We start from the raw sequence: 22,666 nt of genomic DNA, 5'->3' as shown, positions 1-22,666 counted from the left end.
AAAATGTGTTGCGGTCGAACTCCTATGGCAACTTTACACGATGGAAAACAACTTTGGAGAGAGAAAGATTTAAATCAAATTTAACCTGACAGGTACTGTATAAATAACCGGCAACTGTCAGATTAAGTCTGAGCTACTACATATAAGCGCCAATGATCAATTTATCAATTAATGTGTTCAGTTCATGATGGCTAACATTAACATGACTAAATAACCCTTTAGCATAACGACCGGCACTGATAGTTTGATATTTGATATCTCTTTCCGTCATTATTTCCAGCACTTGATAAAAATGGTGGAGTTCTTCTTTAATTAATAACACCATTTTATCAATCAGAGATTGGCTATAGCTTGTGTTTTTCTTTCCTCGGATCGATTTGGATAACTGATTTTTTCCTTTTAGCGTATCAATATTGCCAATTTTCTTATAAGCAAAATCTTCGAAAGGTTGTAACCATTGTAAGAGTGTATAACTGCTCTGTTCATCAACGGCATATTTTCGCAACAGTAGCATAGCACTTTGGGCGGCTTTTAGTTCACACAACAGGTGATCGCATAAAATAATCGCTAAGTTTTCTGGCTGACTCGCTTTGTCTATCCACGCTTGCGGTGTTTTGCAGGCTAAAAAATGGTGAATTGGATCAAGTAATTTTGCATCATATAACATAATTATTTCACCATTTCTTTTAACCGATAAATCAATTCTAGTGCTTGACGAGGTGTTAATGTGTCAGGATTTAACTTTTCGAGAGTTTCAATGGCCGGTGAAACCGTCTTTTCCACTACTTTTGCTAGTTGTGAATTATCAATAGATTTATTTGCTGGCAGCGTGGAGAGCGTTTCTAGCTCGATTAATTTCTGTTTTGCTCGTTGAATAACCTTGGCGGGGACACCAGCCAATGAAGCCACCGCTAAGCCATAGCTTTTACTGGCAGCGCCTTCTTGAACGTTATGCATAAACGCAATCGTGTCGTCATGCTCTATTGCATCCAGATGAATATTAACCGCACCTTCCTGCTTATCTGCCAAATTGGTTAATTCAAAATAATGCGTAGCAAATAACGTCATAGCTTTAATCTGGCTAACCAGATTTTCCGAACAAGCCCAGGCAAGTGAAAGACCATCATAGGTTGAGGTACCGCGACCAATTTCATCCATTAATACCAGACTTTGTTCTGTCGCATTATGGAGGATATTAGCGGTTTCTATCATTTCCACCATAAAAGTTGATCGACCGGCAGCAAGATCATCCGACGCACCAACCCGAGTGAAGATCCGATCAATCGGGCCAATAATCGCTTTTTCGGCTGGCACAAAACTACCTATATAAGCAAGCAGTGTAATTAGGGCTGCTTGACGCATATAAGTACTTTTACCGCCCATATTGGGGCCAGTAATAATTAACAACCGGCGTTGTGGCGACAGGTCCAGTGGATTAGAAATAAATGGCTCACTAAGTACCTGCTCAACGACTGGATGGCGTCCAGCAACAATTTCTATGCCAGGTTTCTCATTTAATATTGGGCAGCGATAGTCCAAAGTCTCGGCGCGCTCTGCCAAATTATTGAGTACATCTAATTCTGCTAACGCTTCGGCGCTAGTTTGCAATGCTGACAAATGGGGTAATAACAGATCAAACAGTTCTTCATAAAGCTTTTTCTCAATTGCTAATGCTTTACTTTTAGAAGTTAGCACCTTGTCTTCATATTCTTTCAACTCAGGGATAATATATCGCTCGGCATTTTTTAGGGTTTGGCGACGAACATAATGGATAGGTACCAGATGACTTTGTCCACGACTGACTTGCAGGTAATAGCCATGCACCGCATTAAAGCCGACTTTTAGGCTATCAATGCCTAATTTCTCTTTTTCCCGCAATTCAAGTTTTTCCAAGTAATTACTGGCACCATCGGCCAGTGTACGCCATTCATCAAGTTCGCTATGATATCCGGTTGCGATCACTCCTCCATCTCGTATTAACACCGGCGGTGTGTCAACAATGGCTTCTTCCAATAGTGTTTGCAGCGATTCAAAGGAGCTAATGCGTGACTGCAAGTTTTTCAAATAGGGAAATTCAATCTTATCTAATATCGCGTGAATATCGGCAAATTGTTGGAAAGCATGACGCATGCGAACCAGATCCCGAGGCCGGGCTGAACGGAGTGCTAAACGAGCAAGTATCCGTTCTAAGTCACCAATTTGGCGTAGAAAAGGTTGTAATTCGAAATGATAAGATTGGAGTCCTGCTATCGCTTGTTGGCGATTGAATAATTTATTTAGATTGCGCAACGGACTATGTAGCCAACGTTTTAGCATCCGGCTACCCATCGGCGTTACGCACTGATCCAGTATCGCAGCTACCGTATTCTCGCTACCACCTGATAAATTTTGTGTTAATTCAAGATTACGACGCGTAGCGGCATCAAGGATAATGGTCTCTTTTTGCTGCTCCATGGTAATACTATGGATATGGGGCAATGCTGTACGTTGGGTATCTTTAACATATTGCAGTAAGCAACCCGCTGCGCGTAATGCTAATGTCGCTTTTTCAACTCCAAACCCCATCAGATTCTGGGTACCAAATTGTAGATTCAATTGTTGTCTAGCGGTGTCTAATTCGAACTCCCATAATGGGCGACGACGTAGCCCTTTATTATTTTCAAATAGTGCAACATCGACAAAATTCTCTGGATAGAGCAGTTCTGCCGGTCGGGTACGTTGTAATTCAGCGCTGATGGTGTTGATATCAGCCATTTCACTGATAATAAAACGGCCGGAAGTGATATCTAAAGTGGCATAGCCATAAAGATTATCTTCTTGCCAAATCGCGGCTAATAGATTGTCCTGACGTTCTTGTAGTAATGCTTCATCAGTAACGGTTCCTGGCGTTACGATGCGAACAACTTTACGTTCGACGGGGCCTTTGCTGGTGGCGGGATCACCGATTTGTTCACAGATAGCAACCGACTCGCCTAACTGAACTAATTTGGCTAAATAACTCTCTACGGCATGATGAGGTACGCCAGCCATCGGAATGGGTTGCCCTGCCGATTGCCCACGCTTAGTTAATGAAATATCAAGTAATTGGGCTGCTTTTTTGGCATCATCAAAGAATAATTCATAAAAATCACCCATCCGATAAAATAACAAAATATCAGCATGTTGTGCCTTAAGGCGTAAATATTGCTGCATCATTGGGGTATGGGAGGCGAAGTTTTGCGAATTAGTCATAGTTTTTATTTTTTAACTCTTTGAGTTGTAATATTGCCGGTAAGGCTTGCTTGCTGAATGCTATTTTAATTAAACCCGAACAATTTGCTGTGTAAAGGGTTTGTTTTAAAATAGATTGTCCGCTTGTTAGCAAAATCTACCCACTTATGAAAAATTTTCTTCACTATACTATGGATAAGCAATAACCAGAAGTCACGGCGATGAAAAAATAGTGCTCACAAAATTAGCCCCATAAAGGTTCTATGGCAAATTTATTGACTAAATTGCGAATGGAGTGGAGAAAACAGATGTAACTGTTATTTGGTTGCTTGCGTCATAGCAGTGAGTATAGCTATCAGATAAGCTCTTTGCGAAAACAAATAACGCGTTCTGTTTCATCAAAGCTCCAATTTTGATGGGCTTCATGTGACAGTTTATTGTCAATTTCGGCATCGGAACAGAGTTCATCAAACCCCTTTGCAATCAGAACGGTGGTTATTTTATTGATCAACGCCTGACCAATACCTTATTGACGGTATTCAGGCTTAACCCAGATACCTTCCAAAAAGGGAACCGGTTGTTTGGTGCAGCCGTTGGCATATTCCCGTAGGCAAATTTCGGCAAAACCGACTGCCTGACGGTTTAGCATAGCGATATATCCTGCATTTTGCTTGCTATTTAGCATTTTATCTATGTCACTAAGATGGGCATCACGGGCATGTGTTGGTCCCATAGTTGCAGACGCATAGCTGCCCAAACCGTACGGTCGTTTTTCTCCATCTTTCTAATCATTATTGACATACCGTTTTCTATTTTTTAACAGCGACAAAATTATTTTTTAGCTGGATAAAAGCTACACCGAATTTGAACGGCTTTATTTGTTCCTTATTTTATTAACAATATTATTTAATTGCGACATATGGCTAAATCAAATTGGTTTTATTTGGTTTATAAAGTGTTTAGCAACCTAAAGGCTATTTCTCTGTTATTAAGATTTATTGGTTTGTCGCATTAATCATTATTACATTTTTTATTTCTAACTAGCCAAGAAGTTTATTTTATTGTTGAGCAAAATTAATTTCTATTAATGCGACAAAACCAGTTAATTTTTAGGCCAACTTTTGATAACGAGCAAAAAAAGAGTGGACGTCTTTAGCATTAGCGTTCAATAAATTATCATCGATAATTTTGTCGGCATAATAAGCGGTAAAACGTCCACAATCGTTACCATTAAGCAGGGCTTGATGTCCAAGATGCTCGCTAGTGACGGCAAAATCTTTGTCTAAATCAAGCTCCTTTTCTGCCAATAGCTGTTTGGTTAAATGTCCTGCGCCATTATAAAAAGTATCAAGCAATGGGCCTTTTGAATCATGGATTTTAGCCGATTGAATTTTACCTGCATGCATATCGACTTCTAGTAAGACAAAATGGCCTCGAGTACTACCGCAGAATTTATTGCTTTGGGCGATCGGTACTAAGACTTTGACTTGCTCGTGGGGATAGGCTTTTTTAATTTCACTCAGCGTCTGTGCAGCAGTACGGCCACCGGATAATAGATCCTGCATTAGATTAGGGTTAGTTAAATCATGGCAAGCAGAAGAGACAATATAAGTTATACCATCCTTTTGCTTGCTGCGGTAGCCAACTTGATTTGTTCCGCCGAATTCAAAATGAGTTTTTGCTTGCCAGCCATTTGTTGGGTTGAAGATATCATTTAAGGCAGAATTTAGTTTTGAGCAACTTAATTTCTCACCGAAAGTGCCAGTTAAATAATTGAAAAAATTACGCATCCAGGAACAAAAACCGAACTTTTCTGGCGGAGGTGGCTTGCTAAACTCAGCTGATAAGCTGTGACCAGCAGTAGAAATATCACCCCAATGACCCGTTGGATTGGGATTTGGGTGACTGTTTGAAATATATAGCATAATTTTAAATCCTTAATTAGCAACAGAATTATTATTTCATTTTAACGCTATTTCAAAACATCAGTGACTTGTCTATTGGCTGAGATAAGTTTGAGTTTCTACAATAATTTTTCCAATAAAATTTATTTATTAATATCAGGATTAAACCTTACTTATTATAAATATCGTTTACCGCTATCATCACTAATGGCAAGACTGCTCGATTTTATCTTACTAAGCTGGCTGTGTGGCAGTTTCTATCTATATTTTATCACTGTGATGTGCAGCCGTCATCTTATCTCATTTTTGACATTTCGTCCAAATTAATTAAATAAAAAAATACAATGGATTATTGAATTTCATTTTCCAGTCAGTTAGAGTAGCTTTAATCGAAAAACAAAACGATTAGAATGTGACCGAATTTTTCGTTTAGCAAATTGGTTACCTGAACGAGCAGCCAAAATAAATAATCGTGCATTAACCTCTCACCCCAGTACATTTACCCATACTGCTACCGGCATCGGTAAAAAAAACAAACTTTTGTAACGCCAATCCTATACCAAGAAGACAGACAGAATGACGGTTTTCTACACTCAGGTAATGTAAGATGATGTGAAACCATCGATTCAGTCGGTAATACCGCAGAAATGGTTATTGAGAATTTTGTTCGTATTAAACTAGCTGATGGAGCATCTCTACTTGATTATATTGAAAACGAAACGGATTTAGCAAAATCGCTCTTATCCATAGTAGGCCAAGACTATAATACCCTTAGAACTAACTTGTTAACCATTAAAGCTCAGCATAAAGAGCCATCAACCAGTTCCAAAATAAAACAGGTCTATTTCCCAATTGACGATGGATATCACCTATTATAGCTAGGCGACTTAATTTTGATTACAAGGTGTGTTATGAGTTATGCAATTGATTTTCGACGTAAAGTAATATCTGTAAGGAAAGCCGAAGGTTTAACAATTCGAGAAACTGCGAAACAATTCCGTATTGGAAAAGCGTCTTTAGTACGTTGGCTTAAACGACCAGAGCCAAAAAATTCAACGCCACGTAAGAGGAAGCTCGATAAAAATGCTTTATCAAAAGATGTGGAACAGTATCCAGATGCTTACCAAAAGGAACGGGCAGAGCGATTCGGTGTTTGTAAAAAGACTATTTGGCAATCCCTTAAAAAGCTGGGATTAACCTATAAAAAAAACTCTATTCCATCCAAAAACCAACGAAAGCGACAGGCTGGCACATCAGCAAAAAAGACAACAGTATGAAAAAAAAGATAAATCTGTTGTTTTTATTGATGAAAGTGGTTTTTCACATGACACTCCACGAACTCACGGCTATTCCCCAAAAGGTCACCGTTGTTTTGGCCTGAAAAACTGGGGTGCTAAGGGAAGAACAAATGTTATTGGCGCTTTATTGGGAACAACCCTTTTTGCTATCGGATTATTTGATTGCAATATTAACCGTGATGTTTTTTATGTTTGGATCACAAAAATATTGCTCCCAGAACTTCCTGAAAATTCTGTTATTTTTATGGACAACGCTAGCTTTCACAAAGGTAAGAATATTGAACAGGCAATTATAAACGCAGGACACCAGATAGAATATTTGCCTGTGTATTCACCAGATTTAAATCCTATAGAACATAAATGGTCTCAAGCTAAACGTAAAAAGATGGAAACAGGATGCACTATCGATGACCTGTTTTTAATACATATGCTGTAATCAAAATTAAGTCGCCTAGCTATATCTTCAAGCATAATTGATAATGCTTATCCCGAACTCAGGTTAATTTATAAGATTTTGTCTATTTATATATTATGCTGAATTAAACTTAAAAATAGAGCGTTTTTTTATTGGTGCGAAACTCGTGTTTAAGCTGGTTTATCGTGCAGATATTAAAGCGGCTGCTGAGCTTGCCCTTGATGAACTGGAAACGAAATGGGGTGAAAAATACCCGATAGTGCTAGAATCCTGGCGAAGTAAATGGGAGTTGCTCAGTGCTTATTTTCGATACCCTAAAGCCATTAGAAAACCCATTTATACGACCAATGCAGTAGAGGCGGTTCATCGGCAGTTTAGGATATTAACTAAAACCAAAGGGGCTTTTCCTAATGAAAACAGCTTATTAAAATTACTCTATATTGGCATCAATCAGGTATCCAACAAATGAACTATGCCGATTAGTAACTGGGCGTTAACCATTGCTCAATTGTCCATCTATTTTTAAGGGCGCCTAGATGGTATAATCAAAATATAAAATCCCCTGACACAGAATTATGAACACCCTCGTGATCGTTGACACTACCATTCTAGCTTCAGTGTTTGATGTAACAACACGACCACAAATTTTAGCCATACACGCGCTTGGTGTGACACAGGAATAATATAACTCTATTTCACCTTTATCATTCATTGATCAGGATCGGTGTGCCAGCCCATTCTCTGCTGGTAGGTAAAACCCCTTCTTGCATCACTCGACCACCGAATTCCCAACTTTGGCCATTTCTTGAATACCAGTAACAGATACGAGAACGGCCATGACAATCACTTGTTATATAGTATCGACCATCTTTATATTTGGATAAATCTGGACGTCTTTCAGCCGTTAACGTAAAAATGATTGACCATCCATTAACCGAAACAATCGTTCCATCGAAATTCATTAGCGGCATGGTATCCCAGATAAACAACGTTTCATCCATAACAGGAAAATTATAATCAATAAGGGGTTGAGTCGTGGTTGGATCATCAATACAAACTTTAAGAGTATCAGCTCTAGTCCAACGACTACTTTTAAATTCTATGTTAGTCATTTATATCCTCAAAATAAATATCCTACAAAACACATTAATAAAAAATTTAATAAAGTCATTTTTTTATTTTGTTACTTATTAAAAATAATTTTGATATTTTTTAATTTGACATTAAAAATAATGTTTTTTTATTAATACATTAAAATATTTCCAAGTTTATTTTGTTATTTTAATGTTTATTTTTAAATTAAAATTTAATTAAAAAAATAAACATACATTTTAAAAAAATAAATGAAAAATTGCCATTAGCATTTTCCAAGATATTCACCCTATTGCTAACATAGTGAAAATTTTAGCGCTAAATTGCAACATTCAACGATAAATAGTAAAACTTTCAATACCAACGCCTAAAATAGACTAGCGAAAACTTGTTTTAACACGAAACAACTTTAATGCTTTTTAACAGTAATTATTCTGCTATCATCATTATTGATAATAGAATTCAATACTACTAAATTTTACAGAAAAACGAATTTATTATCAGCTGCATCTACATCAGCTAATAACATAATCTTGAGTTAAGGCGATTATATATAGGAGAAATAGTTATCCAATAACTGGAAATGAATATCTATTTAATGAAAAAATGGCTATTATCTGTTCGGCAAAACTTTGTTCGTCACTAGGTATATCCTTAGCCAATAACGCTTCTAATGCTAATTTTATCCCAGCTGGCGAGACCCCTGTCAAATTGCCACTAAAATATTCTGCAAACAATTGTAAAAGAACATCAACACTTATTTTTTTATAATTGATAACAACGCCAATAACAGCATAAAAAATTTATTTTTTATTATAGTAAATAATTATGTGAAAAATATAAACGATTGATACAATTCAATTAAGTAAAACATAGTATGATGCACTAGTATAAATTTAGCTAAAAAAAACCAATTCCTATCGAAAAAATGGGGGCAATAACTATTTATTGGTTATTAAAAAGAAAAATAAATATGCAGTTTATTTTTCTATAGGGACGAAGAGGATTCTATTTGTAATTTGATCATTATTATTGCAATTCCTAGTCTTAATATACAGTTTAAAATAAATTAGATACACACTAACGCTTATTTTTAGTTACCATTAAACAATTTCCCATACTATAATAGTCCTCCCAGAAATTAATTCTGGAATTAACAAAATAGCTTTCTATAGAGATATCGAGTACCTTTGAAACTTTGATCAACCATTCAACATTAATCTTAACTTCACCTCTCTCATAACGAGAGAGATGTTGTTGGCTTATACCTAATAATGCTGACAGATCTGCTGCCGAAATTTGCAATTTTTGTCTTTTTTTTCTTATCATTTGTCCAATATTATAATTTATACAATGCACAATATTCACCATCAAATGAGACATTTAGCATAATGGTATATTAACTAAAATGTTAATCATAATCATGATGAGAAAATTAATAAATACTGAAATATAACATTTAAAGAAAATAAAAGACTAACTTATGATAAACAATTTATTTTTTATTAAAAATAATAGTTGATAACAATTGATATCAACAATTCAAGTAGTTATTTAAACTTTTTTTAAATAAAACATAATCAATATTATATCGTGATATTGTAGTAACTTTATTTCTTAACATATAAATTGGTTGATAATCAGGAGCTCCAATCCGTTCAATTTGGCTACAGACCATCTTTCTTTGATTTTCTTGCTGCATAAAATTTTTCAAAATACGCCAAAAAGAGTTATATTCGGCTGTAGTTAACAAAGCTAAATTTTCAGTCAATAAATCATGATGAACTTTTCTGGCATAAAAAGTATTTATACGATTTGCATCGTAATAAGTATAACTCCCGGCTAATAGATAGAGGAAGATACCATTTTTATATTGATTTATTTTTATGTAATCTACCATTCCTTTATACAAAACAATCGGTGTAGATTTATTTAGATTACTTTTTATTTTTTCACATTCTAAATTATTATATAAATCGCTGCCTGAAAAATTACTCTGATCACGAAAATTATGGCAACCACTGATAGTACTAACAAGCAATGACAAGTCGTCGCCATAGGCGACCATCTTGATTTTTCAGCAATTGAACATGCTTTATTATGTTCAGCCAATATCTCTTTTTTTAATAAAACATTATCTATTATATTGATATCTTTTTGCATACACGAGTTTCGCACAGGCATATAAAATTCCAGAAATGGCTTAAAAGCAATGGTTAATTTGCAAGTTACTAAAACGTATAAATTTGTTTAAATTACAATAAGTTGCTTTTAATTTATAAGATTTTGTCTATTTATATATTATGCTGAATTAAACTTAAAAATAGAGCGTTTTTTTATTGGTGCGAAACTCGTGTAAGAAACTTTCCCGCCGATTTCGCCACATAAGCTAAAGCAATAACGGCAGCAACCCCGCGACCACCGCCGTTACAACGCCCTTTGTTATCCCACATATATCAGTTCCGGCTGCCTTATCGATCACTTTTAACAAACCACCCAGTGGTGTATATTCCAATATCGCATCAACAACTTTATCTAACATCTCTATTAATGGCATAAAAACATGCTCCTATCGGTTAATGATCGACCGGTCGCTTTTTCAGCGATAAAATCTGCCGCTAATAACGCTACACCAACGCCCATCAAAGCAATTCCAGCGCGCCGCCAAATAACGCGCACTGACTGCCCCAAGAGCCATAACCAAACCATCAAGGATTTGCCTCCTACACACATTTAGCTATTTTTTGCGTTTGTTCGGCTTTACGTACCTGCTGGTCAAATTCTTCAAATTGGCGTTTCAGTTCGTTTTGATTAGCCATGGCCCGTTTACGATTAATCTCAAGATCATCCTTTAATTTATCAACTGCACAATTACTTATATTAATAATTAGTATTGATAAAATTTTTAACAATTCATCTGTATTTAAGAGAGTTTCTTTAATATGTTGTTCAATAGGTTTATCACATTCTATTCTGTCTGCTGCTTTGAATTGACTCAATTTATTAAGCGCATCCCGTACATTGAGCTATGTCTTTCATAGCAGTCTCACACTCATTTGCATACATCACATATGTGTTGTTTAATTCGACTAAGTCAGTTTTTTTGTTGAATAAATTCAGCAAGAGCATCAATTTCTTCTGCTAACTGGTTTTCTAATGCTAAATCTCTATCAGCTAAGCTTTCTTTTTAAATTTTTATAATCTATCTGTTTGTTATTTTCTGATCATTTTTTTTAGCACTAACCTGAGTTCGGGATAAGGAATTTAATTTTTTTATTATATATTCAAATAGTTACTTAAAAAGTATTACATAAAATATGTGCTTGATTTTGATTTTTTTCATGATTTTAGAAGAGAGAGTAGGTTATTTTTTAACCTACCATTACTAAAAATCTTTACTTTTTTTATCATTTCATTGATTTTAAAAGGTTTTTATTGATAAATGAGCTATTTTTATTTTCTCATAACTACCGCTTATCCCGAACTCAGGTTAAAAATAACCTGAGTTCGGGATAAGGATCCTAATTTTTTATCACATATTCAACATAGTTAATTTAAAATAATTACATAAAACAGTATTAATTTTGGTTTTTTTCATGATTTTAGTAGAGAAAAATAGCTTCTTTTTTAACCTGCTATCACTAAGAATTTTCCTGCTTTTTTATCTTATTGATTTTAAAATATTTTTTGATAAATCGGCTATTTTTATTTTCTCGCAACTATCGCTTATCCCGAACTCAGGTTAGTACTAAGTTCTTTTTCAAGCTCATTCTTACTCAATTGTAGTCCTTCAAGCTTGATTTTGATGCTACTTAAAAGCGCTAATTGTTGTTGATGTTCATGATTCAACTGATCTATTTCATTAGATAATTGATTAGCATTTTCAGTCTTAGCCTTTAATTTAACATTAAACAGTTCAATTCTGACACGAGTTTCGCAAGCTCCGAAAAAGAAGTATGAAAGTTCAAAACAAGAAAAAATTAGGACGTTCATATTTTGTCCGGTTATCCATGCATTAAAAATATCTATAAAACATTCTTACAAGTAAGCAGTATAAGATACTCTGGTTTGGCGTTATCAGAAGTAAGCCCATCGCCTTTATCTCATGACACTGTTAGCCGATGGCTAAAAAGTAGATGTTTTCGACCTAAAGACCTATGGCGATTAGTTCAACCTTCTATAGACAAAAAAAGCCCTTGCGTACTAATTGCCGATGATACATTGATTGCCAAAACGCATAGTAAAAAAATAGAGATGGTCCATTATCAATATTCAGGTAATGAACATTATCACGAGTTTCGCACTGGCATATAAAATTCCAGAAATGGCTTAAAAGCAATGGTTTATTTGCAAGTTACTAAAACGTATAAATTTGTTTAAATTACAATAAGTTGATTTTAATTTATAAGATTTTGTCTATTTATATATTATGCTGAATTAAACTTAAAAATAGAGCGTTTTTTATTGGTGCGAAACTCGTGTACTGATATTTAATTATTGTAATTAAGTTAATACTATAATTAGTAAATGTTTATTTACAGAAATGGATAAATACGATTTATTGTATCAATGTTAAACCAAAAAGGGAGAGTTGGTAAAACAACCCTAAGTATCAACATAGCTGCTAAGTTAGCTATTGATAGAAACAAAATACTTCTAATTGATGCTGACCCTCAAGGTAGTGCTTTAGATTGGGCATCAGCCAGAAATGAAGAACCGCTATAGCTAGGCGACTTAATTTTGATTACAGCATATGTATTAAAAACAGGTCATCGATAGTGCATCCTGTTTCCATCTTTTTACGTTTAGCTTGAGACCATTTATGTTCTATAGGATTTAAATCTGGTGAATACACAGGCAAATATTCTATCTGGTGTCCTGCGTTTATAATTGCCTGTTCAATATTCTTACCTTTGTGAAAGCTAGCGTTGTCCATAAAAATAACAGAATTTTCAGGAAGTTCTGGGAGCAATATTTTTGTGATCCAAACATAAAAAACATCACGATTAATATTGCAATCAAATAATCCGATAGCAAAAAGGGTTGTTCCCAATAAAGCGCCAATAACATTTGTTCTTCCCTTAGCACCCCAGTTTTTCAGGCCAAAACAACGGTGACCTTTTGGGGAATAGCCGTGAGTTCGTGGAGTGTCATGTGAAAAACCACTTTCATCAATAAAAACAACAGATTTATCTTTTTTTTCATACTGTTGTCTTTTTTGCTGATGTGCCAGCCTGTCGCTTTCGTTGGTTTTTGGATGGAATAGAGTTTTTTTTATAGGTTAATCCCAGCTTTTTAAGGGATTGCCAAATAGTCTTTTTACAAACACCGAATCGCTCTGCCCGTTCCTTTTGGTAAGCATCTGGATACTGTTCCACATCTTTTACTAAAGCATTTTTATCGAGCTTCCTCTTACGTGGCGTTGAATTTTTTGGCTCTGGTCGTTTAAGCCAACGTACTAAAGACGCTTTTCCAATACGGAATTGTTTCGCAGTTTCTCGAATTGTTAAACCTTCGGCTTTCCTTACAGATATTACTTTACGTCGAAAATCAATTGTATAACTCATAACACACCTTGTAATCAAAATTAAGTCGCCTAGCTATATTCACGGTTGTTGGTTTACCCAAACCTACTCTTCATAAAGAAATTAAATCTTTAATCAAAGATTATAATTTTATTTTAATTGATTGCCCTCCCAGGTGCACTAATTTAGCGCGTTCTGCAATATTAGCCTCTGATTTAGTTTTGATTCCTGTTCAGCCTAGTCCATACGATATTTGGGCAGCACAAGAGGTTATTGATTTAATTAAAGAAGCTATTATTTTTAAAGATAAACTTAAATATACCTTTGTTGTTAATCGTAAAATAAAAAATACAGCGATTGGGGGAGATGTCACTGAAGCTTTATCGCAATATGAAACAAAGGTTTTTTGCTCAGTGGTTTCTCAACGTGTCATTTATGCCGAAACTGCTGCTTCTGGAAATGTTGTTTTTGAATCCGATCCAGATGGAATTTCAAGTAAAGAAATATCTAAAAATAGTTGCTGAATAGAGACTTGCATTTTTTGTCACGCTATAGACAATAAAAAGAGGTTTAACTTAGAAAATAACGGTTTGAAATGATCAACAAAGAGCGGTTGTTACGAGATAATCGTTTATGTAAAGCAATCATTGGATTATCAGTCGAAGAATTGAAAAATTTAGCCGCTGAATTTTCAGCTTGTTATTTGATTTATCGGAAAAAGAATCGAAAAGATCACGAGCGGCAGATGGGTGCAGGGCAGAAAGGATTTATCCCAACCCCATTAGATAAACTGCTTTTTATTTTATTGTATTTAAAATGTTATCCGACCTATGATTTGCAAGGACTTCTTTTTGGTTTAGATAGAACACGGGTATGTCGCTGGGTAAAAATATTATTGCCGGTTTTAGAGATGACCTTGGGGCGAGAATGTGTTTTGCCCGCTCGTCAAATTCGCTCTGCTGAGGAATTTTTTCGCGCCTTTCCTGGAGTTAAAGACGTCTTTATTGATGGGACAGAGCGACCTGTCCAAAAGCCTAAGAATCTGCGTCGGCGAAAAAAAATGTATTCGGGAAAGAAAAGACAGACCACTCGAAAAGGGCTTATTATGACTGACGAAACGAGGAAAATTGGATTTATCCCCATGATCAAAAATGGGCGCCGTCACGATAAACGCTTACTCGATAAAGTCGATATAATTCGCCATATTCCCCCTGAGGTAACCATCTGGGCCGATACCGGTTTTCAAGGTATAGATAAACAGCATCCTAATACACAAATCCCAAAAAAAGGAACTCGAAAAAGACCTTTATCGCCTGAACAAAAACAAGAAAATAAAATAATCTCGGGCATCCGTATTACGGTTGAACACGCCATCGCGGGTATCAAGCGCCTCGGTTGTATGACCCAAATTTTACGGAATCGTAGACCCTTTATTGATGATACCTTTTTACTCCTTAGTGCCGGTCTTTGGAATTTCCATCTCAGAACAGCCTAAAATTTACTTCAATCACCGAATACCCTTATTTCACTATTAAGCAACACGCTTCTAGTTTAGTCGATGAGATTTTGGAGTTTTAAATGGCTAAAAAAATTAATTTTAAAACAAAAGATATTAAAAAGAATGTGGATGATTCAGCCAAAACATTCAATACGTAATACACCTCAATCTAATCAAAGTAATGAGTCATTAATTCCTGATTTTGATGATGACATCCCCTTCTAGAATTAAAACTCAAAAAAAAAACGCCAGATATTCATTATCTGGCGTAGATGGATAGAAAAATCTAATTATTGAGTATAGCAGAATTTCAAAATAACGATTTTCGGGTGCAAATTTGAAAAAAAGTGAAATTTTTTAATCACGTCACGAGTTTCGCACCAATAAAATAACGCTCTATTTTTAAGTTTAATTCAGCATAATATATAAATAGACAAAATCTTATAAATTAAAAGCAACTTATTGTAATTTTAATAAATTTATACGTTTTAGTAACTTGCAAATAAACCATTGCTTTTAAGCCATTTCTGGAATTTTATATGTCTGTGCGAAACTCGTGAACAGGTTTCTTGGGCTGCGGTTTTGCTACCTTTTTTGGTTTCGGTTTTTTTACCTATTTTTTAGATGCAGCATTCACCCAGACCTTTTACGGTAAACTGGGTTACTTTGGGGTATGCTCTTCCTGTGAAGCCTTTCTTGGGCGATTGAGGGTTAATTTCTTGCGTTCCGTCATCTTTATCTTTAAACATGTTAATCATTTCGGCATCAGTCAAACCCGTAAATTTTATCACAGATTGCCGATCCATACCTGTTATTAGCATTTGCTTTGCTATCTCAAGCTGAGCTTCAAGTTTTCCTTCCTGACGGCCTTCTGCTTTACCTTGTTGTATACCTTTTTGGATTCCGATCTCTTCAATTTGTTGAGCAATAGTCATAAGTGCTCCTTCGTGTTTCTCTGATTGTTTGGCTATCTCAGTCACGAGTTTCGCACCAATAAAAAAACGCTCTATTTTTAAGTTTAATTAAGCATAATATATAAATAAACAAAATTTTACAAATTAAAAACAACTTATTGTAATTTAAATAAATTTATACGTTTTAGTAACTTGCAAATTAACCATTACTTTTAAGCCATTTCTGGAATTTTATATGCCTGTGCGAAACTCGTGTCAGTAATAAATTCCATAGGTTTTTGTGCGTTTCCTCCCTGAATGAGATAGTTAACAGGGTGATAACCTGATTATCGGTATAATAATTATATGACAACAATTTAACAATACTATCCAGTAGCTCGGTCATATCCCGTCTTCGAATGTGTTTTTGTAATAATTCCAATAAAGCCATTCGCTTATGTTGCATAATCTCACCATCGTCAAGGGTAGTAACATCTGCTAACTTAAAGGGATTGGTGTAGATACGCTCTGCTAGTTTTCTATCTTCAAAACAGTCAAGCCAATGAGTACTATAGGGGTGAGGGCTTTGTTCACCGCAATAAAACAGGGTGGGAAAAACCAGCGGCAACTCTTTGTGACCGGCCTCTAAATGCTTCTGCATGGCTGCCATGCTATAACGCATGAGTCGCCATGCCATGAGTTTATCAGGGGTGGACTGGTGCTCTATTCAGTAGGTAGATATAGCCTTGCCCCTGTTGGGTATTAACTGAATAGAGAATATCGCTCTGGTAATTTTTCATCTCACTATCGATAAATGAGCCAGATTCCACTTTGAGGCTGTTTAAATCACATAGTGATTTAATCTCCTTAGGTAGCCAGACATCAAAGAAGTCTTTGGCGGTCTCTTTTTCACTTAAAAATTGCTTGAATATACTATCGTGGGAAGTTAGGGTGAATTTTTTATTCATCTTGTAATATTCGCTTTTAATTTGGAGTAAATTTTTTACTCATCTAATATTTTCACTGTTTACATAACAAATTGCATCATAACAAACAAATAGGCTATATTGAATGGGCAATCTTTTCATTACATAGCAGTAATCCTTCATGCCATCAAAACACCTCGTTAACCTCACGGGGTGTTTTTTTGCTAAAATCAAAAGTTCCTATAACGCATTGTGAGCAACGATAAAATTTTTTCTGTACTTTAATCCATACGTTTTTCGAGAAAACTGCTTAGGATGAATTACAGGCACGAGTTTCGCACAGGCATATAAAATTCCAGAAATGGCTTAAAAGTAATGGTTAATTTGCAAGTTACTAAAACGTATAAATTTGTTTAAATTACAACAAGTTGTTTTTAATTTGTAAAATTTTGTTTATTTATATATTATGCTGAATTAAACTTAAAAATAGAGCGTTTTTTATTGGTGCTAAACTTGTGTTAAAGAACAAAGAGTATGGAGATTAAAATTTAAAATATAACTTAATGAAAATAATAATTTTTTATTTATTGACTAAAAATTAAAGAATAAGTAAAGTATCTTTCGAAAATGTCTAGTGAATTAATTACGCATGATCAGGTTTGTTATTTTATTTAGATTTTAAACGTAAATGGAATTAACCTACTATGTCAATAAACTTAAACAATGTTAATTATAAATCTAATGTTTATTTCGATGATACACATAACCTCAAAAGTACCAATCTTTTGGAAAAATTATCTACGGAAGGAAAAAATTTAAATGCTGTTGAAAACCATGAACAAAAAAATTCTCCAAGATACTTAACTCATATTCCATCTGATATAGAGCTCACCTCTATGGAAAAGAGGTTAATGGAAGATCTTTATGATGAAAGAGAATTATTTTTAAAAACAAGTTATCCACATAGCCAAAAAACTTTAATTACAGCAATTAAAGTAATCGATAAACTAATTGACAATCCAGAAAAAAACATAATCAACCTTAGTTTATTATCAAAATATATTGAAAGTCTATATCATAGAATTAATACATCAGATCCATATTGGAGCACAACAAATAATATTGCTTCAAAATCATTACAGAAAATAGGAAACTATCTATCTCAAACATATAAAACTTTGCCACAAGCATCAACAGAACCAAATAAGGATTTGTTAAAATTAACAGAATCTTGGGTGGCAGCAACAACAGAAATGATTAGAAATAACATACAAGGAAATAATTTAACCACAAATTATTCTAATATTCATACCATATTAAAATATCATGTTTCAAATCAAGAAAATCTATTAAAAAACTACACTTTTTCAGTAAATTTGGGGAAAATTATAAATTTACTTTGTTACATAAGACCAGGAACACCAGAAAGCCAACTCTTATCTAAAAATAAAGAAGTAACAGAAGTCACCTTATTCAATACCATTAGCCAATCTTTAGAAATTATTGATGAAAAAAAAGATAAATTTCCACTTTATCATTTACGTTGTAGTATGGATGCATTAGCTCATATTATAAATATTGAAAAAAATAATAATCCTAGTACTTGGACTCTAACACGCGATGATATAGATTCCAAATTGGAATTTATACTAAAAAACTATAAAAATCTCCCTGCTAAAAGTGATTTACGTGAAGAGATTAATGTAGTTATCGCTAAATACTTAGAAGATACTGGAAGAAATATTGAAAAAAATAACGGAAAAAACTTTTATGGCTTTATTAAACAAATTAAAGAAGAAGAGTTTATTCCTCATAGTTTTAAACTTAACAATGGATATAAAGTAATATCTTCTGATAATTTTAATAGCGAAGAAAGAAATAAACTTAATATTATAGCCGATAAAGTTTTACATAATTTTTATAATACGTTTGGAGAAAATAAAGTAAAAGACGATCACTCCAAACCATTAGAAATTATTGTAATGAAGAACAAAGAACTTTATAACCGTTATGGTAATTATCCTTTTCGTATAGATACTAACAATGGAGGTATTTATATTGAAGGAAATCCTAAAAATCCTAATAATCAGCCTCGCATCTTTGTTTACATGAAAGGAAATGATGTTCATAATTTTGGACATGAAATTGTTCATTATCTTGATGGTAAATATAATAAGTATGGTGATGGTGGAGAATTTTCCTCTGAAGAAATTTCATGGTGGACTGAAGGGCTTGCTGAATATATATCCCACGGTGAAAAAAATAAATATGCAAACCAAACTCTGATGTATTGCCCGCTTAATAAGCGACCCACCTTAGATCAAATTATTGACATTGATAACTTTTCTGCTAATGGTAAAAACGAAAGATTATATGCTTGGCCATATTTTGTTCATAAATTTCTTGATAGCTCCCCACAACGTCGCTCTGTTCGTCGTGAATTAGTACACGCTCTTAGACAACCAATTCAATTAGAAAATAATAACTTATCCTATTCAAGATTATTAAATAAGTTCGGAAAACAATACAAAAAAGAATTTGATCATTGGTTAGATCAACAAGCAAATCATTTAAGAAGTATAAATAAAAATTCGCATTTTAGGAGATATAGTTAAATTTAACTATAAAATAATAGAAACTATTATTCGCGCTTGATTTGTTCATTAATCAGGCGTGCGTATTTTTACACGTATTACGAAATACCGGAAAAAGAAAAACCACAAAAAAATAACTATTGGTCAAAAATCTCAACCAGAAGTTATTGAGCACAAAAAATAACCTTATTAAGCCCCTAATTTCAGGGACTTTTAAATAAAAAACCTGAGTTCGGGATAAGCATTATCAATTATGCTTGAAGAGATGTTCCTGCCACAGGTATCTTTGGTTTAGATGGAATTAAACAATATGCACACAACCAGCCCGGCTAATAAATTCACTACAAAGTTAGCAGGAGAGCGGTACCGCGTATGCTCTATCTGACAAAGATTTTAACTCATCAATACCGTTTCAATGACAGAACGATGACGCAAGATGGCTTTGTCGAAACAAGTCTGTTCAACAGGCTTCATTTTCTTCTTGATATTCGTTATAAGGTTAATTCCCATTGTTTTCAGTTGCTGTTTCAGTGAAGCTGATAGAATACCCTTTATCCGCATACAAACAACCAGAAAGATCTTTTCACGAGTTTCGCACTAATAAAAAACGCTCTATTTTTAAGTTTAATTCAGCGTAATAAATCTTATAAATAAAAAGCAACTTATTGTAATTTAAACAAATTTATACGTTTTAGTAACTTGCAAATTAACCATTGCTTTTAAGCCATTTCTGGAATTTTATATGCCTGTGCGAAACTCGTGATTTTATCAGCTCAGGTAATGGTTTCCGATCATCGGTGTTTCTGGTGTAAGTCGAAAACTGAGTATTTCCCCCAAATGATTGATAATTACATGAAGTTTGAAACCAAAGAACCAACCTGTTGAGGTTTTTCCTCGTTCAGCTATCCCATCGAAGACTTTATGCCGGCGGATCGGTAAGTTATAGCTAGGCGACTTAATTTTGATTACAAGGTGTGTTATGAGTTATACAATTGATTTTCGACGTAAAGTAATATCTGTAAGGAAAGCCGAAGGTTTAACAATTCGAGAAACTGCGAAACAATTCCGTATTGGAAAAGCGTCTTTAGTACGTTGGCTTAAACGACCAGAGCCAAAAAATTCAACGCCACGTAAGAGGAAGCTCGATAAAAATGCTTTAGCAAAAGATGTGGAACAGTATCCAGATGCTTACCAAAAGGAACGGGCAGAGCGATTCGGTGTTTGTAAAAAGACTATTTGGCAATCCCTTAAAAAGCTGGGATTAACCTATAAAAAAAACTCTATTCCATCCAAAAACCAACGAAAGCGACAGGCTGGCACATCAGCAAAAAAGACAACAGTATGAAAAAAAAGATAAATCTGTTGTTTTTATTGATGAAAGTGGTTTTTCACATGACACTCCACGAACTCACGGCTATTCCCCAAAAGGTCACCGTTGTTTTGGCCTGAAAAACTGGGGTGCTAAGGGAAGAACAAATGTTATTGGCGCTTTATTGGGAACAACCCTTTTTGCTATCGGATTATTTGATTGCAATATTAACCGTGATGTTTTTTATGTTTGGATCACAAAAATATTGCTCCCAGAACTTCCTGAAAATTCTGTTATTTTTATGGACAACGCTAGCTTTCACAAAGGTAAGAATATTGAACAGGCAATTATAAACGCAGGACACCAGATAGAATATTTGCCTGTGTATTCACCAGATTTAAATCCTATAGAACATAAATGGTCTCAAGCTAAACGTAAAAAGATGGAAACAGGATGCACTATCGATGACCTGTTTTTAATACATATGCTGTAATCAAAATTAAGTCGCCTAGCTATATCACACACAGCTATCGGAGTAGAATCGGCAACCGACAGACCCGTGCACTTTCCCTTAATTGACTCAAACAGTGCCGTTAAAGCTAAGGCACTGCGCGGAAGTAACACCCTACGCAGCGTGAATATGATGGCAAGTTAGGAAATTCCTTCCTGAGATATAAACGGATATGATAGAGATAAAATACCTTGAATTGGCTGAATCGGAGTTGATGAAACAAAACAACCAGGTCATCATTTCAACCAATGAAAATTGAGTAGACCGTCTACGACGCTTACTACCGTTATTCAGCAAAATTTCATGCATTTTTAGCTCGAAGTCTTTACAAAAATCATCCATCAGGCAATAAAGTTCAGTAAGATTTTCCATAATTGTTTAATAATGCTCTACTCTTTAACCAGATTGTTAGAGTATTTTAACGAAATATGCGCATTCAACTATTTGAATAACGAGTTTCACACAGGCATATAAAATTCCAAAAATGGCTTAAAAGCAATGGTTAATTTGCAAGTTACTAAAACGTATAAATTTGTTTAAATTACAATAAGTTGCTTTTTATTTATAAGATTTATTATGCTGAATTAAACTTAAAAATAGAGCATTTTTTATTGGAGCGAAACTCGTGTCTGAGTTTTAATTTGTCGCCTTGAAGATCGACACTAATTTTTTGCATTTCAGCTAATACTAATAATAAATTACCTTTTTCTGACAGCGAAAATTTAGCTTTCTAAATCTGCGGAATATCTATTGAATTATCAGATACATTTTTATTGCTAAACTCTGATGTTAGAATTAATTCTAATTTAGCTTTATTATTTAATTGGATACTTTCTTTGGAAGAAATAGTAATTTTATCTTTAATAACGCTGGCAGTTTCATTAAAACGATCAGCATTGACATTCTCATTATTAAAAAAATTTTTTCTCATATTAAATGTATCTATCTCTCCCATATAATAACCCCTAATTAAAAATATAAAACATTAAGAAATTGAAGTTTCTGTTTCTGATAATCTAGCTTCTTTAATAACTTTTCGATAAACTTCCGCTTTTTTTACTAATTTAACATCCGTACTTTCATTACAAACTAAATCAAAACAATAAAGTGCCTTAGCAATATCTCCCATTTGCAAATGGCATTGCCCTGAATAAAAAACAGGGCAATGATTGTTTTTTGCCATTACATAAGATAAAGCATAAATATCACAGGCTTTGGAATAATCCTTTTTAAGCTGATAAACAACACCTAAACCAATGAAATAATCAGCATTTTTTAAATCGTACATACATAGAAATTTAAAAAACTTTTCAGCTTCATCAAGCCTACCCTGTTGATAAAATTCATAAGCATGCGCATAAATATTCTCTATAACATTCTCATTTATTTCATAAATATCTTTTAGTGTGGCACCCGTATTCATAACGGTCAGAATAGTTTCTTCAAGACCAAAACTATCTTGTTCATCCTGAGTAAGAGATATTTTTTCAT

General features: G+C 34.2%; 29 protein-coding genes and 6 pseudogenes. 11 read left to right on the top strand and 24 right to left on the bottom strand.

Annotated elements, in window-relative coordinates; translation table 11 throughout:
• Positions 1–139: 139 nt before the first annotated feature.
• The 6 genes and pseudogenes from miaE to AYJ55_RS01910 all read right to left on the bottom strand — a co-directional run.
• Positions 140–667, bottom strand: a pseudogene (gene miaE, locus AYJ55_RS01925) (tRNA isopentenyl-2-thiomethyl-A-37 hydroxylase MiaE); the annotation flags it as partial.
• A 2-nt stretch (positions 668–669) separates the two neighbouring features.
• The gene (mutS, locus tag AYJ55_RS01920) at positions 670–3,231 is read right to left on the bottom strand and encodes a DNA mismatch repair protein MutS (protein ID WP_063653937.1); all 2,562 of its coding nucleotides are present in this window, start codon (positions 3,229–3,231) and stop codon (positions 670–672) included.
• Positions 3,224–3,364 carry a hypothetical protein gene (locus AYJ55_RS30425; RefSeq protein ID WP_187153154.1) on the bottom strand — a complete coding sequence of 47 codons (141 nt, stop codon included), beginning with the start codon at positions 3,362–3,364 and terminating at the stop codon, positions 3,224–3,226. The genes mutS and AYJ55_RS30425 overlap by 8 nt, the downstream gene beginning before the upstream one ends.
• Positions 3,365–3,565: 201 nt before the next feature.
• On the bottom strand, positions 3,566–3,721 hold the full coding sequence (locus AYJ55_RS30420; protein ID WP_187153153.1) for a hypothetical protein: 156 nt from the start codon (positions 3,719–3,721) through the stop codon (positions 3,566–3,568).
• Between the two features lie 15 nt (positions 3,722–3,736).
• On the bottom strand, positions 3,737–3,967 hold the full coding sequence (locus AYJ55_RS27760) for a hypothetical protein (protein WP_162505238.1): 231 nt from the start codon (positions 3,965–3,967) through the stop codon (positions 3,737–3,739).
• Positions 3,968–4,319: 352 nt separating this feature from the next.
• Complete coding sequence (locus AYJ55_RS01910) at positions 4,320–5,135, bottom strand: hypothetical protein (RefSeq protein ID WP_063653935.1); 816 nt, start codon at positions 5,133–5,135, stop codon at positions 4,320–4,322.
• A 599-nt stretch (positions 5,136–5,734) separates the two neighbouring features.
• On the opposite strand from AYJ55_RS01910, the gene AYJ55_RS35400 reads away from it, so the two are divergent.
• The 4 genes and pseudogenes from AYJ55_RS35400 to AYJ55_RS01890 all read left to right on the top strand — a co-directional run.
• Positions 5,735–5,992: a type I-F CRISPR-associated protein Csy1 gene (locus AYJ55_RS35400; protein ID WP_425393768.1), complete on the top strand. Its 258-nt coding sequence runs from the start codon at positions 5,735–5,737 to the stop codon at positions 5,990–5,992.
• A gap of 33 nt (positions 5,993–6,025) precedes the next feature.
• A complete protein-coding gene (locus AYJ55_RS01900) occupies positions 6,026–6,391 on the top strand; it encodes an IS630 transposase-related protein (RefSeq protein WP_063653931.1) in 366 nt (121 codons plus the stop codon).
• Positions 6,315–6,848: an IS630 family transposase gene (locus tag AYJ55_RS01895; protein ID WP_162505291.1), complete on the top strand. Its 534-nt coding sequence runs from the start codon at positions 6,315–6,317 to the stop codon at positions 6,846–6,848. Before AYJ55_RS01900 ends, AYJ55_RS01895 begins: the two co-directional genes overlap by 77 nt.
• 151 nt (positions 6,849–6,999) lie before the next feature.
• Positions 7,000–7,353, top strand: a pseudogene (locus AYJ55_RS01890) (transposase); the annotation flags it as partial.
• Between the two features lie 178 nt (positions 7,354–7,531).
• Here AYJ55_RS01890 and AYJ55_RS01885 read toward each other — a convergent pair.
• From AYJ55_RS01885 to AYJ55_RS01860, 8 genes are all read right to left on the bottom strand, one after another.
• Positions 7,532–7,939 carry a glycoside hydrolase family 68 protein gene (locus AYJ55_RS01885; protein WP_063653927.1) on the bottom strand — a complete coding sequence of 136 codons (408 nt, stop codon included), beginning with the start codon at positions 7,937–7,939 and terminating at the stop codon, positions 7,532–7,534.
• Positions 7,940–8,485: 546 nt separating this feature from the next.
• Positions 8,486–8,656 carry a hypothetical protein gene (locus AYJ55_RS30415; RefSeq protein WP_187153152.1) on the bottom strand — a complete coding sequence of 57 codons (171 nt, stop codon included), beginning with the start codon at positions 8,654–8,656 and terminating at the stop codon, positions 8,486–8,488.
• 343 nt (positions 8,657–8,999) lie between these two features.
• Entirely contained in the window at positions 9,000–9,290 is a 291-nt protein-coding gene (locus AYJ55_RS01880) for a helix-turn-helix domain-containing protein (protein ID WP_245677248.1), read from the bottom strand.
• Between the two features lie 163 nt (positions 9,291–9,453).
• Complete coding sequence (locus AYJ55_RS01875) at positions 9,454–9,966, bottom strand: hypothetical protein (protein WP_063653922.1); 513 nt, start codon at positions 9,964–9,966, stop codon at positions 9,454–9,456.
• 342 nt (positions 9,967–10,308) lie between these two features.
• The gene (locus AYJ55_RS30410; RefSeq protein WP_187153150.1) at positions 10,309–10,476 is read right to left on the bottom strand and encodes a hypothetical protein; all 168 of its coding nucleotides are present in this window, start codon (positions 10,474–10,476) and stop codon (positions 10,309–10,311) included.
• Positions 10,467–10,631, bottom strand: a complete 165-nt coding sequence (locus tag AYJ55_RS30405) for a hypothetical protein (RefSeq protein ID WP_187153149.1) — start codon at positions 10,629–10,631, stop codon at positions 10,467–10,469. Before AYJ55_RS30405 ends, AYJ55_RS30410 begins: the two co-directional genes overlap by 10 nt.
• Positions 10,632–10,642: 11 nt before the next feature.
• Positions 10,643–10,918, bottom strand: coding sequence for a hypothetical protein (locus tag AYJ55_RS01865; protein WP_063653918.1), 276 nt, complete (start codon positions 10,916–10,918; stop codon positions 10,643–10,645).
• Positions 10,919–11,645: 727 nt separating this feature from the next.
• A complete protein-coding gene (locus tag AYJ55_RS01860) occupies positions 11,646–11,912 on the bottom strand; it encodes a hypothetical protein (protein ID WP_063653916.1) in 267 nt (88 codons plus the stop codon).
• Between the two features lie 3 nt (positions 11,913–11,915).
• Here AYJ55_RS01860 and AYJ55_RS27755 point away from each other — a divergent pair.
• Together AYJ55_RS27755 and AYJ55_RS24550 are read left to right on the top strand one after the other, a co-directional pair.
• A pseudogene (locus tag AYJ55_RS27755) lies at positions 11,916–12,206 on the top strand (IS701 family transposase); the annotation flags it as partial.
• Positions 12,207–12,488: 282 nt separating this feature from the next.
• Positions 12,489–12,644 (top strand): ParA family protein, encoded by a 156-nt coding sequence (locus AYJ55_RS24550; RefSeq protein WP_162505235.1) that lies wholly within the window; start codon positions 12,489–12,491, stop codon positions 12,642–12,644.
• Positions 12,645–12,663: 19 nt separating this feature from the next.
• On the opposite strand, the gene AYJ55_RS01855 is transcribed toward AYJ55_RS24550, so the two are convergent.
• Both AYJ55_RS01855 and AYJ55_RS01850 read right to left on the bottom strand, forming a co-directional pair.
• On the bottom strand, positions 12,664–13,152 hold the full coding sequence (locus AYJ55_RS01855; RefSeq protein WP_063653499.1) for an IS630 family transposase: 489 nt from the start codon (positions 13,150–13,152) through the stop codon (positions 12,664–12,666).
• On the bottom strand, positions 13,121–13,486 hold the full coding sequence (locus tag AYJ55_RS01850) for an IS630 transposase-related protein (RefSeq protein ID WP_063653914.1): 366 nt from the start codon (positions 13,484–13,486) through the stop codon (positions 13,121–13,123). The genes AYJ55_RS01855 and AYJ55_RS01850 overlap by 32 nt, the downstream gene beginning before the upstream one ends.
• A gap of 35 nt (positions 13,487–13,521) precedes the next feature.
• Between AYJ55_RS01850 and AYJ55_RS01845 the strand changes: the two genes are divergently transcribed.
• Both AYJ55_RS01845 and AYJ55_RS01840 read left to right on the top strand, forming a co-directional pair.
• Positions 13,522–13,968 (top strand): AAA family ATPase, encoded by a 447-nt coding sequence (locus AYJ55_RS01845; protein WP_074167859.1) that lies wholly within the window; start codon positions 13,522–13,524, stop codon positions 13,966–13,968.
• Between the two features lie 71 nt (positions 13,969–14,039).
• On the top strand, positions 14,040–14,939 hold the full coding sequence (locus AYJ55_RS01840; protein WP_063653812.1) for a transposase family protein: 900 nt from the start codon (positions 14,040–14,042) through the stop codon (positions 14,937–14,939).
• 623 nt (positions 14,940–15,562) lie between these two features.
• Here AYJ55_RS01840 and AYJ55_RS01835 read toward each other — a convergent pair.
• The 3 genes from AYJ55_RS01835 to AYJ55_RS34360 all read right to left on the bottom strand — a co-directional run bounded on the left by AYJ55_RS01835 (position 15,563) and on the right by AYJ55_RS34360 (position 16,803).
• On the bottom strand, positions 15,563–15,877 hold the full coding sequence (locus AYJ55_RS01835) for an Rpn family recombination-promoting nuclease/putative transposase (protein WP_162505234.1): 315 nt from the start codon (positions 15,875–15,877) through the stop codon (positions 15,563–15,565).
• Between the two features lie 178 nt (positions 15,878–16,055).
• Positions 16,056–16,532: an Rpn family recombination-promoting nuclease/putative transposase gene (locus AYJ55_RS34365; RefSeq protein ID WP_074167858.1), complete on the bottom strand. Its 477-nt coding sequence runs from the start codon at positions 16,530–16,532 to the stop codon at positions 16,056–16,058.
• Positions 16,533–16,539: 7 nt separating this feature from the next.
• Positions 16,540–16,803 carry an Rpn family recombination-promoting nuclease/putative transposase gene (locus AYJ55_RS34360; protein WP_063653905.1) on the bottom strand — a complete coding sequence of 88 codons (264 nt, stop codon included), beginning with the start codon at positions 16,801–16,803 and terminating at the stop codon, positions 16,540–16,542.
• Positions 16,804–17,546: 743 nt separating this feature from the next.
• On the opposite strand from AYJ55_RS34360, the gene AYJ55_RS01820 reads away from it, so the two are divergent.
• Positions 17,547–19,376: a collagenase gene (locus AYJ55_RS01820; RefSeq protein WP_187153148.1), complete on the top strand. Its 1,830-nt coding sequence runs from the start codon at positions 17,547–17,549 to the stop codon at positions 19,374–19,376.
• A gap of 230 nt (positions 19,377–19,606) precedes the next feature.
• On the opposite strand, the pseudogene AYJ55_RS35395 reads toward AYJ55_RS01820, so the two are convergent.
• Both AYJ55_RS35395 and AYJ55_RS24540 read right to left on the bottom strand, forming a co-directional pair.
• Positions 19,607–19,938, bottom strand: a pseudogene (locus tag AYJ55_RS35395) (transposase); the annotation flags it as partial.
• Between the two features lie 186 nt (positions 19,939–20,124).
• Positions 20,125–20,300, bottom strand: a pseudogene (locus tag AYJ55_RS24540) (transposase); the annotation flags it as partial.
• A gap of 34 nt (positions 20,301–20,334) precedes the next feature.
• Between AYJ55_RS24540 and AYJ55_RS01815 the strand changes: the two are divergent.
• Positions 20,335–20,700 (top strand): IS630 transposase-related protein, encoded by a 366-nt coding sequence (locus tag AYJ55_RS01815; RefSeq protein WP_063653415.1) that lies wholly within the window; start codon positions 20,335–20,337, stop codon positions 20,698–20,700.
• Positions 20,624–21,157, top strand: coding sequence for an IS630 family transposase (locus AYJ55_RS01810; protein ID WP_162505291.1), 534 nt, complete (start codon positions 20,624–20,626; stop codon positions 21,155–21,157). Before AYJ55_RS01815 ends, AYJ55_RS01810 begins: the two co-directional genes overlap by 77 nt.
• Before the next feature lie 14 nt (positions 21,158–21,171).
• On the opposite strand, the pseudogene AYJ55_RS35390 reads toward AYJ55_RS01810, so the two are convergent.
• From AYJ55_RS35390 to AYJ55_RS01800, 3 genes and pseudogenes are all read right to left on the bottom strand, one after another.
• A pseudogene (locus AYJ55_RS35390) lies at positions 21,172–21,547 on the bottom strand (IS982 family transposase); the annotation flags it as partial.
• 358 nt (positions 21,548–21,905) lie between these two features.
• Positions 21,906–22,130 (bottom strand): hypothetical protein, encoded by a 225-nt coding sequence (locus AYJ55_RS01805; protein WP_063653901.1) that lies wholly within the window; start codon positions 22,128–22,130, stop codon positions 21,906–21,908.
• Between the two features lie 30 nt (positions 22,131–22,160).
• On the bottom strand, positions 22,161–22,598 hold the full coding sequence (locus tag AYJ55_RS01800; RefSeq protein WP_162505254.1) for a SycD/LcrH family type III secretion system chaperone: 438 nt from the start codon (positions 22,596–22,598) through the stop codon (positions 22,161–22,163).
• Positions 22,599–22,666 lie beyond the last annotated feature (68 nt).

Source organism: Candidatus Arsenophonus triatominarum (genome assembly GCF_001640365.1).
GTDB lineage: Bacteria > Pseudomonadota > Gammaproteobacteria > Enterobacterales > Enterobacteriaceae > Arsenophonus > Arsenophonus triatominarum.
This window is presented reverse-complemented; position numbering and strand designations above follow the sequence as displayed.

What these genes read in the sequence shown, in the direction of transcription:
- AYJ55_RS01840 (WP_063653812.1), top strand. Translation starts at nt 14,040, where the DNA reads ATGATCAACAAAGAGCGGTTGTTACGAGATAATCGTTTATGTAAAGCA.
- mutS (WP_063653937.1), bottom strand. Translation starts at nt 3,231, where the DNA reads ATGACTAATTCGCAAAACTTCGCCTCCCATACCCCAATGATGCAGCAA.
- AYJ55_RS01910 (WP_063653935.1), bottom strand. Translation starts at nt 5,135, where the DNA reads ATGCTATATATTTCAAACAGTCACCCAAATCCCAATCCAACGGGTCAT.
- AYJ55_RS01800 (WP_162505254.1), bottom strand. Translation starts at nt 22,598, where the DNA reads ATGAATACGGGTGCCACACTAAAAGATATTTATGAAATAAATGAGAAT.
- AYJ55_RS34365 (WP_074167858.1), bottom strand. Translation starts at nt 16,532, where the DNA reads ATGGCATGGCGACTCATGCGTTATAGCATGGCAGCCATGCAGAAGCAT.
- AYJ55_RS01860 (WP_063653916.1), bottom strand. Translation starts at nt 11,912, where the DNA reads ATGAACGTCCTAATTTTTTCTTGTTTTGAACTTTCATACTTCTTTTTC.
- AYJ55_RS01835 (WP_162505234.1), bottom strand. Translation starts at nt 15,877, where the DNA reads ATGACTATTGCTCAACAAATTGAAGAGATCGGAATCCAAAAAGGTATA.
- AYJ55_RS24550 (WP_162505235.1), top strand. Translation starts at nt 12,489, where the DNA reads ATGTTAAACCAAAAAGGGAGAGTTGGTAAAACAACCCTAAGTATCAAC.
- AYJ55_RS01815 (WP_063653415.1), top strand. Translation starts at nt 20,335, where the DNA reads ATGAGTTATACAATTGATTTTCGACGTAAAGTAATATCTGTAAGGAAA.
- AYJ55_RS01850 (WP_063653914.1), bottom strand. Translation starts at nt 13,486, where the DNA reads ATGAGTTATACAATTGATTTTCGACGTAAAGTAATATCTGTAAGGAAA.
- AYJ55_RS01885 (WP_063653927.1), bottom strand. Translation starts at nt 7,939, where the DNA reads ATGACTAACATAGAATTTAAAAGTAGTCGTTGGACTAGAGCTGATACT.
- AYJ55_RS01900 (WP_063653931.1), top strand. Translation starts at nt 6,026, where the DNA reads ATGAGTTATGCAATTGATTTTCGACGTAAAGTAATATCTGTAAGGAAA.
- AYJ55_RS30410 (WP_187153150.1), bottom strand. Translation starts at nt 10,476, where the DNA reads ATGCCATTAATAGAGATGTTAGATAAAGTTGTTGATGCGATATTGGAA.
- AYJ55_RS01880 (WP_245677248.1), bottom strand. Translation starts at nt 9,290, where the DNA reads ATGGTGAATATTGTGCATTGTATAAATTATAATATTGGACAAATGATA.
- AYJ55_RS01805 (WP_063653901.1), bottom strand. Translation starts at nt 22,130, where the DNA reads ATGGGAGAGATAGATACATTTAATATGAGAAAAAATTTTTTTAATAAT.
- AYJ55_RS34360 (WP_063653905.1), bottom strand. Translation starts at nt 16,803, where the DNA reads ATGAATAAAAAATTCACCCTAACTTCCCACGATAGTATATTCAAGCAA.